Origin of the sequence: Streptomyces sp. BK79, assembly GCF_044142145.1 — a bacterium.
Taxonomy (GTDB): domain Bacteria; phylum Actinomycetota; class Actinomycetes; order Streptomycetales; family Streptomycetaceae; genus Streptomyces.
Genome location: NZ_JBHVOC010000010.1, coordinates 67,721 through 80,704 on the forward strand (window position 1 = coordinate 67,721; position 12,984 = coordinate 80,704).

General features: G+C 69.8%; 7 protein-coding genes. 3 read left to right on the top strand and 4 right to left on the bottom strand.

Annotated features, from left to right (window positions below; genetic code table 11):
• The first annotated feature begins 97 nt into the window (after window positions 1–97).
• The 3 genes from ACFIF2_RS14460 to pth all read left to right on the top strand — a co-directional run bounded on the left by ACFIF2_RS14460 (window position 98) and on the right by pth (window position 2,566).
• Window positions 98–1,072: a ribose-phosphate diphosphokinase gene (locus tag ACFIF2_RS14460; RefSeq protein ID WP_395573023.1), complete on the top strand. Its 975-nt coding sequence runs from the start codon at window positions 98–100 to the stop codon at window positions 1,070–1,072.
• A gap of 204 nt (window positions 1,073–1,276) precedes the next feature.
• Window positions 1,277–1,873, top strand: coding sequence for a 50S ribosomal protein L25/general stress protein Ctc (locus ACFIF2_RS14465; RefSeq protein ID WP_395573024.1), 597 nt, complete (start codon window positions 1,277–1,279; stop codon window positions 1,871–1,873).
• 90 nt (window positions 1,874–1,963) lie between these two features.
• On the top strand, window positions 1,964–2,566 hold the full coding sequence (gene pth / locus ACFIF2_RS14470) for an aminoacyl-tRNA hydrolase (protein WP_395573025.1): 603 nt from the start codon (window positions 1,964–1,966) through the stop codon (window positions 2,564–2,566).
• A 28-nt stretch (window positions 2,567–2,594) separates the two neighbouring features.
• Here the strand turns inward: pth and ACFIF2_RS14475 are convergent, their stop codons facing one another.
• From ACFIF2_RS14475 to ACFIF2_RS14490, 4 genes are read right to left on the bottom strand one after another with little or no spacing between them, the layout of a single operon-like run.
• A complete protein-coding gene (locus ACFIF2_RS14475; protein ID WP_395573026.1) occupies window positions 2,595–4,733 on the bottom strand; it encodes a DEAD/DEAH box helicase in 2,139 nt (712 codons plus the stop codon).
• Between the two features lie 7 nt (window positions 4,734–4,740).
• Complete coding sequence (gene brxD, locus ACFIF2_RS14480; RefSeq protein WP_395573027.1) at window positions 4,741–6,060, bottom strand: BREX system ATP-binding protein BrxD; 1,320 nt, start codon at window positions 6,058–6,060, stop codon at window positions 4,741–4,743.
• Window positions 6,057–9,035: a BREX-2 system phosphatase PglZ gene (gene pglZ / locus ACFIF2_RS14485; RefSeq protein ID WP_395573028.1), complete on the bottom strand. Its 2,979-nt coding sequence runs from the start codon at window positions 9,033–9,035 to the stop codon at window positions 6,057–6,059. Before pglZ ends, brxD begins: the two co-directional genes overlap by 4 nt.
• Window positions 9,032–12,940, bottom strand: coding sequence for a DUF6079 family protein (locus ACFIF2_RS14490; protein ID WP_395573029.1), 3,909 nt, complete (start codon window positions 12,938–12,940; stop codon window positions 9,032–9,034). Before ACFIF2_RS14490 ends, pglZ begins: the two co-directional genes overlap by 4 nt.
• Between the last annotated feature and the right edge of the window lie 44 nt (window positions 12,941–12,984).

A 12,984-nucleotide genomic window follows, 5' to 3' on the forward strand; every position in this document is an offset into this window, starting at 1 on the left:
TAAGTGCACATCCGCACCCCACCAGCTGAGACGCCCCCGCAGCCAGTCGGGAGAGCGCCGTGTCGCTCAGCTGCGAAACCTCTGAGGAGAAAGTGCTGTGACCGGGATCAAGACGACCGGCGAGAAGAAGATGATGTTCTTCTCCGGCCGCGCCCACCCCGAGCTTGCCGAGGAGGTCGCCCAGCAGCTGGGTGTCGGGGTCGTCCCGACGAAGGCCTTCGACTTCGCCAACGGCGAGATCTACGTGCGGTATCAGGAGTCGGCGCGAGGTGCGGACTGTTTCCTGATCCAGAGCCACACGGCCCCGATCAACAAGTGGGTCATGGAGCAGTTGATCATGATCGACGCGTTGAAGCGCGCGTCGGCCCGCTCCATCACCGTCATCGTGCCGTTCTACGGTTACGCGCGGCAGGACAAGAAGCACCGTGGACGTGAACCGATCTCGGCGCGTCTGGTCGCGGACCTGATGAAGACGGCGGGTGCGGACCGGATTTTGGCCGTGGATCTGCACACGGACCAGATCCAGGGCTTCTTCGACGGTCCGGTGGACCACCTGTTCGCGCTGCCGCTGCTGGCGGACTACGTGGGTGCGAAGGTGGACCGTTCGAAGCTGACGGTGGTGTCGCCGGACGCCGGCCGGGTGCGGGTGGCGGACCGTTGGTGCGACCGGCTGGGTGCGCCGCTGGCGATCGTGCACAAGCGGCGCGACAAGGACGTGGCGAACCAGGTGACCGTCCACGAGGTGGTCGGTGAGGTCGAGGGCCGGGTGTGTGTGCTGGTCGACGACATGATCGACACCGGTGGCACGATCTGCGCGGCGGCGGACGCGCTGTTCGCGCACGGTGCGGAGGACGTCATCGTGACGGCGACGCACGGGGTGCTGTCGGGTCCGGCGGCGGACCGGCTGAAGAACTCGAAGGTGAGCGAGTTCGTGTTCACGAACACGCTGCCGACGCCGAACGAGCTGGAGCTGGACAAGATCACGGTGCTGTCGATCGCGCCGACGATCGCGCGTGCGGTGCGTGAGGTGTTCGAGGACGGTTCGGTGACGAGCCTGTTCGACGAGCAGTGAGCGTCGTGCGGTAACCGTTCCGCAGGGCGTGGCCCCTGATCGTTTTGGGTACGGCCTCCCTCTCCGAGTAGACTGCGAAAGTTGCTCGGCGAGGGAGGCCGTACCCGTTTCGCGGGTGTGGCGGTCCGTTATCGACGCGCTCTTCGTAGCAGGCCGTTCGTGGCCGGGTGACCACGTCCGTTTCTACCTCTACGAGGAGTGATCATGTCCGAGGTGAAGATCGCCGCGGCGACGCGCAGCGAGTTCGGCAAGGGTGCCGCCCGTCGTATCCGTCGTGACAACAAGGTTCCCGGTGTGCTGTACGGCCACGGTTCCGACCCGATCCACCTGACGCTGCCGGGCCACGAGCTGCTGCTGGCGCTGCGTACGCCGAACGTGCTCATCGCGCTGGACATCGACGGCAAGTCCAACGAGCTGGCGATCCCGAAGTCGGTCCAGCGTGACCCGATCAAGGGCTTCCTGGAGCACGTCGACCTGCAGCTGGTGCAGCGTGGCGAGACGGTCGGCGTCGAGATCTTCGTGCAGACCGAGGGCGAGCTGGCGCCGGGCGGCAACCTGCTGGAGCACGTGCTGAACGCGCTGCCGGTCGAGGCCGAGGCCACGCACATCCCCGAGTCGGTCACCGTCTCCGTCGAGGGCCTGGAGGCCGGTGCCTCCATCCTGGCGAAGGACATCCCGCTCCCGTCCGGCACGAAGCTGGCCGTCGATGGCGACACGGTCGTCCTCCAGGTGCTGGCCGCGCAGGCCGAGGAGCCCGCGGCGGAGGGTGAGGGCGAGGGCGACGAGGCCGCCGAGGCCTGATCCTCCCCTTACGGTGTGGTCGGCCGCCGCTCCCGCGCGGGGCGGCGGCCGACGCGTATGTGTGGACGGATCCGGGTGGTGTGAGGAGACATGGACGTGACGACGGACGCGGGTGCGCCCTGGCTGGTGGCCGGTCTGGGTAATCCGGGCCCCGAGTACGCCGCGAACCGGCACAACGTCGGTTTCATGGTGGTGGATCTGCTGGCGGAGCGGATCGGGGCGCGGTTCAAGCGGCACGGCAAGGCGCAGGCGCAGGTGGTGGAGGGGCGGGTCGGTCCGCCCGGGCCGGCCGGCCGGCGGGTGATCCTGGCGAAGCCGATGTCGTACATGAACGTGTCGGGCGGGCCGGTGACGGTGCTGCGGGACTTCTACAAGGTGCCGGTCGGCAACGTGGTGGCGGTGCACGACGAGCTGGACATCGACTACGGGGTCCTGCGGCTGAAGCTGGGTGGCGGGGACAACGGGCACAACGGGTTGAAGTCGATCACGAGGTCGCTGGGTGCGGACTACCACCGGGTGCGGTTCGGGATCGGCCGGCCGCCGGGGCGGATGCCGGTGGCGGACTTCGTGCTGAAGGATTTCTCGTCGGCGGAGCGCAAGGAGCTGGACTACTTCGTGGACCGGGCGGCGGACGCGGTCGAGGCCCTGGTGATCGAGGGTCTGGAGCGGGCGCAGAGCACGTACAACTCCTGAGACTCTCCGCGCCCTGCGGGCCCATCGTTCAGAGGCGCGGAGCCGAGAGCCGGGCGGGCTCCTTGAGGACCGATACAGCCCTGTCCGGATCCGCCAGACGAGTGGCCAGCGTGGCCGTGGCGAGGCGTTCCGGCAGGGCGGCACTGAACTTCAGTCCCCGCAATGCCCGCGGGTCCACGGAAGGCAGGCTGAGCTGCTCTTCCGCCCGGGCCCTGGCCTGCTGCCATTCGGTAGCTGTCAGGTCCTCCCGAAGGCGGATGCAGGCGTCCGTGGGGTACTGAAGGGGGTCGGCGATCTCGCTGAGGGTGGCCGCCAGTGTGGCGTTCGCCCTCTGCCCGGCCCAGGTCCACCAGCGGACGCCGGTGTCGCGACCGCCACGGACGACGACGGTTCCGCCCGGGTGCACGCGTTCGACGGCGTTCTCGCGGGCGGCGGCCAGGGCGTCGTGGGCGCGCCGTGTCAGCGTCACGGGTGGATCGGTACCGAGCAGGACTTCGCGTACGCCGCGTGTGAGTTCGTACGAAGCTCCCCGGGCGAAGCCCGCTCCGGCCCACCGTGCCTTGCCGCCGCTCTCCACGGGTTCGACGAAGCATCGGCGCCTGGACCAGTCGATGTAGGTAACCTGCCAGCTGCGCCCCGCCAGCAGGAGGCGTCGTGGGCCAGCTACTTTCTCGGTCAGCAGAGCGGGGTCGGTCGACCCGATCTCCTTGCGGCCGAAGAGCACAGTGAACTCCGGCGCGGCCGTGAACACCGCCGTCAGCTCCATGAAGTGGCGGTAGCCGAAGCGCTGCTCCGCTTCGGGACCGATCAACAGCATGCCTCCGTCACGTTCGAGGTATCCCTCGTCGATCAGGTGTTTCACGATCGGTTCGGCCGGGGGTCCGAAGGGCCCCAGCCCGCCCCACCATTCCTGCCAGAGGTGTTCTCCGACGGTGTTCTCCTGCAGGCAGAGGGCGAGTACCTGCTGGGCGGCGATGTGCCGGGGCTCGGGTGGGGCCACCACTGGTTCGACCCAGCCCCGTGACCACTGCAGGAGCAGGGCCGCGGCGGCGAGCAGGCCGTCCTCGTCGAGGGTGAGGAAGAGGCAGTTGCGGGTGGATCCCGGCCGCCTGCCGGTTCGGCCCAGGCGCTGGAGGAAGGACGCTACGGTGGGCGGTGCGTCGATCTGAACGACGCGGTCGAGGTCACCTACGTCGATGCCGAGTTCGAGAGTGCTGGTGGAGACGATGACGCAGTCGCGCGCCTCACTGAACGCTTCCTCGGCGCGTCGGCGCTCGTCGACGGCGAGGGAGGCATGCGATAGGAACGTGGTCACACCCTTGGCGCGCAGGCACTCGCCGAGCTTCTCGACGTGCCGCCGGGTCTCGCAGAAGACCAGGCGCTTCTCTCCCCGGTGGAGTGAGGCGATGACGGTGGCGGCGTTCTCCAGGGAGCCCACGTAGTCGAGCTGGATGTCTCCGGACGGCGGGAGGCCGGCCGTCGGTGCGGGGCTGCCGACGTCGACCACCTGTGAGGAGCGCTTCCCGGCACCGGAGCCCTGCAGCCAGGCCAGGAGCTGCGGAGGATTGCCCACGGTCGCGGAGAGGCCGACCCGCTGCACCGGGCGGTCGGCGATCCGTTCCAGTCGCTCCAGCACGGCAAGGAGGTGCCAGCCACGGTCGTCGCCTGCGAAGGCGTGGACCTCGTCCACGACGACCGCTCGCAACCCCGAGAAGAAGGCTCGGTGATCAACGTTCGCGCTGACCAGCATTGCTTCCAGCGATTCCGGCGTGGTCAGCAGGATGTCGGGCCGCTCCCACAGAATGCGTTTGCGCCGGGACTGTGGGACGTCGCCGTGCCAGAGTGCCGCGGAGCGTCCGAGCCACGCGGTGTAGCTCTCCAGGCGCGGCAGGAGGTTGTTGAGCAGTGCCTTGAGCGGGCACACATAGAGGATCGATGTTCCTGTCCACCGTGCCTCGGCCATCTTCGACAGCAGCGGGAATGCTGCGGCTTCGGTCTTGCCGCCGGCGGTGGGTGCGAGGAGCAGCGCGTCCGTGCCGTCCATGAGCGGATGGACGGCGGCCTTCTGGAGAGGGCGCAGATCTGGCCAGCCGAGGGTGTTGGCGATGTGGTGCAGGACGATGGGGTGGAGCCGATCGACCGCGTCCGGGGTGTCGCCGGAGTTCACGGGCGCCTCACAGAGGGAGTTCGATGTCGTCGGCCGAGCCTGCCGCGGCGTTCCTCTCGGTGCCGGTCAGCTCGAATTCCGTGACTGTGAGCGCGTAGTGCTTGCGCGGATCGAAGTCCTCGAACTGCTCCACACGGTCGAGTACGTCACCCACGAGCTTCTTGAGGAAGAGCCTCGGTGCGATGCCGACTCTGCCACCGAGGCTCCCTGCCAAGGCGCGCGCGAGGTCGGTCAGGTAGGAGTCGTCGACGACACTCCGTACCCGTTCGGCGGCTTTCCCTTCGGTCCCCGAGGCATGGAGGTCCCGGACCCTGCCGCCGAGTTCGGTCAGGGATTCCACGGTGAAGCCGGGGAGCCTGAGCTGCACGGCGCGCGGGTTGTCGAAGCGGGCGTCGGTGGTGAAGTCGGTGGCCAGGCGCTGGGCGAGCGGTGCCAGCCGCTGGGCGCCCTGCGGTCCTTCGAAGAAGGCGGGTGTGCCGGTGATGAGGAGGTAGAGGCCGGGGAACCGCCCGGAGTGCACCTCGTCGATGAGCTGGCGCAGTGCGTTGAGCGCCTTGTCCCGGGCGTCCGAGCGGACTCGCTGCAGTGTTTCCACCTCGTCGAGGACGAGAAGCAGCCCGGGGTGGCCGGAGTCCTTGAGGACGGTCAGCAGGCCCTGAAGGAAGCCGAGCGCTCCGAAGTGGTCCAGGTCACCGCGGACGCCTGCGCTTCGGCGGGCCGCTGCGGCGACGTGGGGCTGCCCGCCGAGCCAGGCGAGGACCGATTCGGCGGTGGCGTCGTCTCCCGCGTCCTGGGCTCGCCGGTAACCCCGCAGGGCGGTGGCGAACGCCGGTGCGACGCGGGAGACCTCGGCGAGGCGTGCGGTGAGGAGGCCGTCCACGGCCTCCGGCAGTTCGTCGTCGGTGGCACCGGCGGCGAGTGCGTCCTCCTCCAGGGCGTAGAACCAGGCGTCGACGACCGGCCGGAATGCGCTGGGTGGGAAGGTGCTGGTGGCGAGGCGCTCGGTGAGTCGCCGGTAGACCGTTTCCAGTTTGTGCAGGGGGGTCTCGTTCTCGGAGACCTGTACCTCGGCGACGGCGAAGTTGCGCTGCTTGGCACGTTCGGCGAGCCAGCGAGTGAAGAAGGTCTTGCCCGAACCGTATTCGCCCCGTACGGCTTTGAAGACGGCCGATCCGGTGGCGACCGCGTCGAGTTCCGCGTCGACGGCGGCCTCGAACCGGCCGAGGCCGACCGCGAGGACCCCGAGTCCGGTCTCGGGTACGGCGCCCCGGCGCAGTGCGTCGATCAGTCGAATGCGACGTTCGGGGCTGATGCCCTGGGCTGTCACGTCCGTGCTCCGCCTGTCGTACCGATGCGGAACTGCCGTCGCAGCAACGGTACGTCGAGCCGGAGGGAGCGTCCGTTGTCGGTGAGGGTGAGGATCTCAGCCTGGTCGTAGTTGAGTACGCGTTGCAGTGTGGCGGCGAAGCCCGCGGCGCGCGTGGCGCGTTTCCCGGCCTGTTCCGCGACCGCGGTGACCGGCAGGATCCCGTGGGCGTCGACGAGTGCCCGGACGGCCTTTGCGACGGTGTCGAATTCCTCCGGGCGTGGCAGTGAGCCGAGCTGCGCGCTCATGATGTCGGATGCGCGCAGCCCCTCGATGAGCTGTTCGGCGGCCGAGGCGGGGGCGAGGGCAGGCTGGGGAGGAGGCGCGGCCGTCCCGGTCGGCTCGACTGTGCTGATGTCCTCGAAGGACATCAGCACTCCCTGGCCGGTCTCGTGCTCGGCGGCCTGCTGCTCTTCCGCCCTCTTCCGCAGATCGGCGGCCGAGGGCGTACGCCTGGTCGGCGGTGTGATGGCCGGTGTCTGTGCGGACGGGACGGGTACGCCGGGAACGGTGTCCTCTTTCAGGGACCACCAGAAGGGCCGCTGGGGGCCGAGCTCCCGCCAGCCCTTGGGTACGGGTGCGCCGTGGGGGACAAAGGCCAGCACGGGGATGGCAGCTTCGGCGAGGGCGACGCCGCCGTGGTATCCGGCCTGCCGGTTTCCGTAGCGCAGCCCGGTGTCCCACAGGGCGGTGATGCGCTGTCCTTCGGCGACGACACGCCGTCCGGTGAGGACGGTCTCGCCTCGGGCGGCCGGTGTGGTGCCTCTGCGGTGTCGTGCGGAGAGCGCGTCGGGGACGTTCTCCTTGTCGGTGCCGTGGTCGAGGACGTGTCCGTGGTCGGCGGTGATGACCAGCGCACGGCCGGTGGTGCGGGCTTGGGTCAGCAGGTGTTCCATTCCGAGGAGTTCGTTCAGCTGCCAGTGAGACATGGCCCGGTCCTCGCCGAGGCGGTCGTCGACTGTGTTGACGACGACGGCGACGTGGGTGTCGGGGTCGGCGAGTGCCTCCGCGAGTTCGCCGCCGAGGGCGTGTCCCGCGTCTCCCCGCAGGTCGGCCTTGTGGAAGAGCTGAACCTTTGCTCCGCCCCAGAAGCGGTGTGCCGCAAAACGCCTGCGTTCCTCCTGCTGGTCGATCTCGGTGAGCTCGCCGGCGAAGAGCGAGCCGCGGGAGGCCCGGGTGATCGTGGGCAGCGCGGCGAGCATGCCGCGCCGCTGACGGTCTCCCGCAGTGTCGGCCACGGGGTCGTATTCGGCCCAGGAGCGTGTGCGCAGTTGCTCGGCGAGGGCCGCTGCCACGGCGGCGCTCGCTCCGTCGAGTACGACGAGGAGGAGCGGCGGGCTTCCGGCGCTCGACGTGCGGCTGGGTTTGACGATCGGTGCCAGGACGCGGCGGGCGAAGTCCTCGACGACGAGGGCGTCGCGGGGTGCGGCGCCGCTGCGGGTCTCCTCGGTGAGGCAGGTGGCGAACGCCTCGTCGAGAGCGTGCCGCCGGGCCCGTACTGCGGTGCTCAGTGTGGCGAGCGCGCCGGGCAGTTCCGGGTGTGCGTGGTCGCCGTCGGTGATCCAGCCGTGGGCGAGGTCAACCCATCCGTAGGTGGCGATGTGCTGTTGCACCGCCTCGGCCACGGTGGTGAATTTGGTGGCCGGGGGCTGGGCGAGCCAGTGCACGAGCCGCTGCGCCATACGGATCCGGGTCATCGTCGTACGGTGGCTCGCGAGCCGGGATAGCTCATGCCGGGACAGCCGTTCGACGGCGTGTGTCAGGTCTCGGACGCGCCGCTCGGCCGGGGATTTACCCGGGTCGGTGGGAACACAGGCGGTCAGTGTGCGGGCGACGGCTCCGTAGCGTGCCTGTAGTCCGGTTTCGAGCAGGTCGCTGGCGGCGGCGGCGTCCTCTGCCCCCATGTCGCGGATGAGGACGTCGGCTCGGGCCATGAGGGCGCGAGGGTCGGGTCCCGGCAGCATCGGCTCGTCCTCGGACACGTGCGCGGAGCGGGCGGTCAGCAGGACCCGGACGTAGTCCTCGGTCTCGGCGCCGAAGGCGGCGAAGGTGTCGTCGTCGAGCCGTCGGCCACCGAACTTCAGCTCCGCGCGGCCACGGGCACGGTCTACTCCCATGGGTGCTTTTCCGCCCCACAGGGCAGCGCACACCAGGCCCATGGGCACCGCGTCCGCCCCATTACCCGCCTCGAACAACGCGAACAGGGCGGTGAGCGCCTGGTGGGACCGAAGGCCCACCCGGTCGGGGTCGGCGAGCCAGGCCGCGAGTCCGCGCCGTTCCTGGTCGCGCAGCGAGGCGACGCGTTCGACCGCGCCGGGAGCGAGGGACCAGGCCATCAGGGCGTGCAGGTCGAGCCGGTCGGGGTCGAGGCGGTGGGCGGTGGTGGACAGCCGCCCGGCGGCGAGCCGGGACAGGGCGGTGTCGCGGGAGAGGACCGTGCCGGGGGTCTTGGGCCAGCTCTCCTGGCCCGCCGCGTCGATGAGGGCTTCGGCCGCCCAGCCCTCCGCGGTCAGGCGGGGGTCGAGGTCGACGGCGCCGAAGAGGCGGCGGACGACGGCCCAGGGCTCTATGGGGTAGACGCGGTTGCGGTAGACGCGGGCGAGCAGGCCGGGGCCGAGGTCGGCGTCCTCCACGTCGGTGAGGACAGCGAGCACGTCCCGTTCACCGGGGTCGGTCCGGTCCCATGCGACGAGTGTGTCCAGCACGGCGAGCGGTGAGACAGCGGTGGTGATGTGCGCGCTCCGGCCGCCGCCGAGCGGCAGCCGACGGGGCCCGTTCCAGTGCGGCTCCGCACGGATGAGGACAATGCGGGGCTCGCCCTCGGTGAAGGAACGGGCTTCCAGTACCTGGACGATCGCGGCAGGGTGGGCAGGCCTGGGACGGGACTGCCCGGTGCCGTGTCCGGGCGGCGGAGCGGTGGTGCTGTTCGTGCTCACGGCTGGTCGATCACCTGCCATGTGACCTGGACGCGGACGTGCGGGTGGGCCTCGGTCACTTCGGCAAGCTCCGCGCGCAGCCGGTCGATGGCGTCGGCGGCCTCCGTCTCGTACTGTCCGTGCGACTGCTCCGGTACGGCGACGGACGTGCCGTTGCCGTTCCGGCCCGAAGCACCGTTGCTGGGCAGGGGGAAGCGGGCGGGCGCGGGAACCGGCGCGGGGCCGGGCTGCGGGCTGGTGGGGGGCGCGGGCGGCGGCGTCTGTGCGGCGTTGGCGCGGCGCAGGATCGCGGTGAGTTCCCTGGTCGCCTTCTCCAGCGCGGTGCCGAGGACGGCGGTGTTCTCGTCCGCCCGTGCCGTGCCGTGCAGGGAGTCGAGGACGACGCGGGCCTCGGTGGCGTACGGTTCGCGCACGTCGCGGGCCATGTCGTAGACGCTGGACCAGGGCACGCCCGTCAGCGCTCCGATGACGGCGGGCGCGCTGGACAGGGACGTCCCGATCCGCTCCTGGCCGGCCCGGTCACCGGTGTCGGCACCGGCGAGCAGGTTGACGATGGCGAGCGGGTCGTGCCGGTCGGCGTCGGCCAGGTCGTCCACGAGGACGGCTGCGCGGCGTGCGGTGCCGAGGCGGCCCTCGTCGTTCTCGGTGTCCAGACCGAGGTAGTCGGCGTGCTGCTCCAGCTCGTCGACGAGCTTCCTCGCGGCGGTGCGCAGCTGCGCGGCCCGTGCCCTGATCCGGTCGCTGAACTCGGTGATGATGCGGGCCCGGCGCATCGGCGACAGCGGGGCTTCGCCGAATATCCGTGCCGCGCGCTCGATGGCCTCGTTCCACGCCTCCTCGGTGGGGCGTTCCTGCGCCCGCAGGCTGTAGACGGTCTTGAGGGCGGTGGGGTCGGCGACCGCGGCGGGACCGTTGTGGTAGGTCCACACCCGGTCGGTGCGCTCGGCGTAGGCGCACAGCACCAGGTTGGCGAGGACCGGGTCGAGGCCGTACGGCAGGGGCTCGTCGATCCAGCCGAGGAGGACGTGGACGGGGATGTCCTTGTCGTCGTAGGTGGTGCCGGCCTTCTGCCCGAAGTGCTCCTCCCAGTGCCGGCCGAGCTGGAAGCGGGCCTCGAACATGGTGCCCAGCTTCAGGCCCTTCTGACCGGCGATGCGGGCCATCAGCGGGCGGTCCTTCGGACGGATCTCGACGACGTCGGTGCCTTCGTCGGAGGCAGCGCGCAGGTACCCGAAGACGGTCTTGACGTCGGCCGTCCGCACCGACAGCTGCTCGTTCTGCGGGTCGAAGTCGGGGTGGGCCGGGTACTGGTGGGCGAGGGCGCCGGAGATGATGCGCCGCGCCGCGTCGTACAGCGACTGGTTGTACTCCAGCACGATCCCCTGCATGTCGGGGACGGGCAGGATGTGCTCGTCGTAGCCGCCGACGACCGCAGGGTCCTTCGGCAGAAGGCCGTAGGCCTGCTTGAGGGCGGTCCGTACGGTGCTGGACAGGCGGCGGTGCTGGTTGCGCAGGGCGTCCTTGGCGCGTTCCCGGTCGTTGGGGCTGAGGTGACCGGCGTAGGACTCGAAGCGCTGTCCGTTGAGGACGTAGTCGATGATGACCAGCCGCTGGAACTTCGTGTACATGGCGTGCGTGAAGTGCGCGGGGATCCAGCCGATGGTGCGGATCTCGTCGTGGTCGGGGAGGTTCTTGAGCCGCATGATGCGGTCGCGGTCCTCGGCCTCTCCGTATACATCGTCGAAGGGCATGTCGACGATGAGCCGCCAGTTGCCCGGCTGGCGCGGCTTGACCTTCTCGTCGTCCAGGGTGTTGGCGTCGGCGAGGTTCCCGAAGAGGACCTCGGCGGACCGCCGGGAGCCCCGCCACGACAGGTTGAGCTGGTCGTCGAGCTGGCCCTCGGTCACCCCCAGCTCCTCCCACAGCATGCGCTTGAGGAGGCCGCGGCGGTTGGACGGGTTGTTGTTGGTCTGGGCGCGGGTGATGATCGACTCGTAGTCGACCCCGACGAGCTCCAGCGAGATCCCGGCGTCGGGCCCTTCGGTGTACTTGATCTCACCGAACTCGTCGGCCCATTCCTTGGCCTTCTTCGCGACCTCCTTGGCCTCGAAGCCACGCACCCGGGAGGTGACGATGCCGTGGTTGAGGGCGGTGAGCCGCTTGACGGTCAGGTTCTGGAAGGCGGGCACGGACGGCACGAGGGCGGACAGCAGCAGCGTGCCGATGAGCCGGTTGTCGACGATGAACGACTCCACCCGGGCGCGTACGGCGGGGTCGAGCCCGTCCGGATCGCGACGGTACGCCTCGGTGTCGTCGTGCGTGAGCTCGTACCGGCCGAGAAGGTAGGGCTGGAGCTTGTTCTTGTACAGCTCCTGCGCGGACCGGAACTGCTCCCGCAGTGTCTGGGTGAAGGGGTCGCTGCCGCCCCGGTACAGCACCTCGTACAGGTCACCGAGGGGCACGAGCTGGCCCAGGCGGAGGGTGTCGCGCTGGTCGTACAGCATCTGACCCATGAGCTTCAGGCCGGTACGGGAGCGGGACAGCGCCTCGGCGACCCGCACCAACGTGTCCATGAAGGCCGGCGAGAACGGGAAGGCCCGGCGGAAGGCGTCCTCGTCCGCGGTCGTGATGTCCTTGCTGTCGCCCAGCAGCGCGTCCCACACGTCGGGCTTGACGCGCTTGATGTTGGTGAAGGCCTGGTCGATGCGGGCCTTCGCGTCGGGCACGTCCTTGCGGGGCTCCAACAGCCGGGCGTGCGCGATCGCCGGCAGGTCGCTGTCGGGCAGCGGGATCGTACGGAACCGGTCGTCGGCCAGGGAGAGGGTGTCCTGGATGGACACCTCGGCCGAGCCGAGCACGGCCTCGTCACCGACCAGCTCCCGCAGGTCGCGCTGGCGGGCGATGAAGGAGACCACCGGGATGGCCCGGCGGGCGTCGCTGCCCTCCACGAAGTTGGTGATCTTGGCGGCCTGCTCGGAGACGAACTTCTCGTCCCGGATGCGGTTGGCCAGCCACAGGATCAGCTCGTCGAGGAAGAGGACTAGCGCGTCGTACCCGAGGGACTTCGCGTGCGCGGCGATGATGCCGAGGCCCCGGTCGAGGGACACGTACGCCTGCCGGTCCTCGGCGGCGTCCTGGAAGAGCCCCTTGAACCAGGTGGTGAGCGCGTCGGAGACCAGCTTGGCGCGCAGCCCGCCGGGGGTGACGGGCTCACGGTGCCACTGCGGGTCGACCTCGTTGAGGGTGTCCTCGTCCGTCTGCTCGGCGGCGAGTGCGGTGTCCAGCTTCTCGGTGGTCCAGAAGACCGAGTCACCCCATTTGTCCTCGGCGTCCCCGCCCGGCAGCCCGTCGATGAACGCCTTGTCGCCCATCTGCTCCCGGTGGCTGCGGATGTTCTCGAACAGCGCGTCCGTGCGGTAGACCTGCGGGATCGGCGCGTCGTCGTGCAGGCGACGGATGTGCTCCACGTAGCCGCCGAGCACCTTCTGTTCGAGGGACTTGCCGTCGAGCATGTGGAAGGGCAGCAGCAGAAACTTCGTGTGGTGCAACCAGGGGTGCTCGCGCATGGCCCCAGCGAAGCTCTCGTGACCGCGCATCCTGAGCGACGCCCGCTCCTGGATGCCCAGCAGCGCGGCCAGCACCGCCATGAAGTGCGACTTGCCGGAACCGAAGGAGCCGTGGAGGTAGGCGGCCTTGGAACTGCCACTGGTCAGCGCCGCCTCGATGAGGGACAGGGCGTCCCCGAACCGCTCGACGAGGTTGTCGGTGAGGACGTAGGCGTCCAGCGCCTTCGAAAGCTCCTCGTCGCTGCCCAGCGCCTCGGTGAGCTTCAGCACGAAACTCTCGTGACTGACGGTGGGGATGTCGATGACCTCACGCAGCAGTGGCTGGGTGGGGTGTGCCATCGCGTACTCCTCGTGTGTCCCGTTTGTGGCCCGCTCGGCCGCCC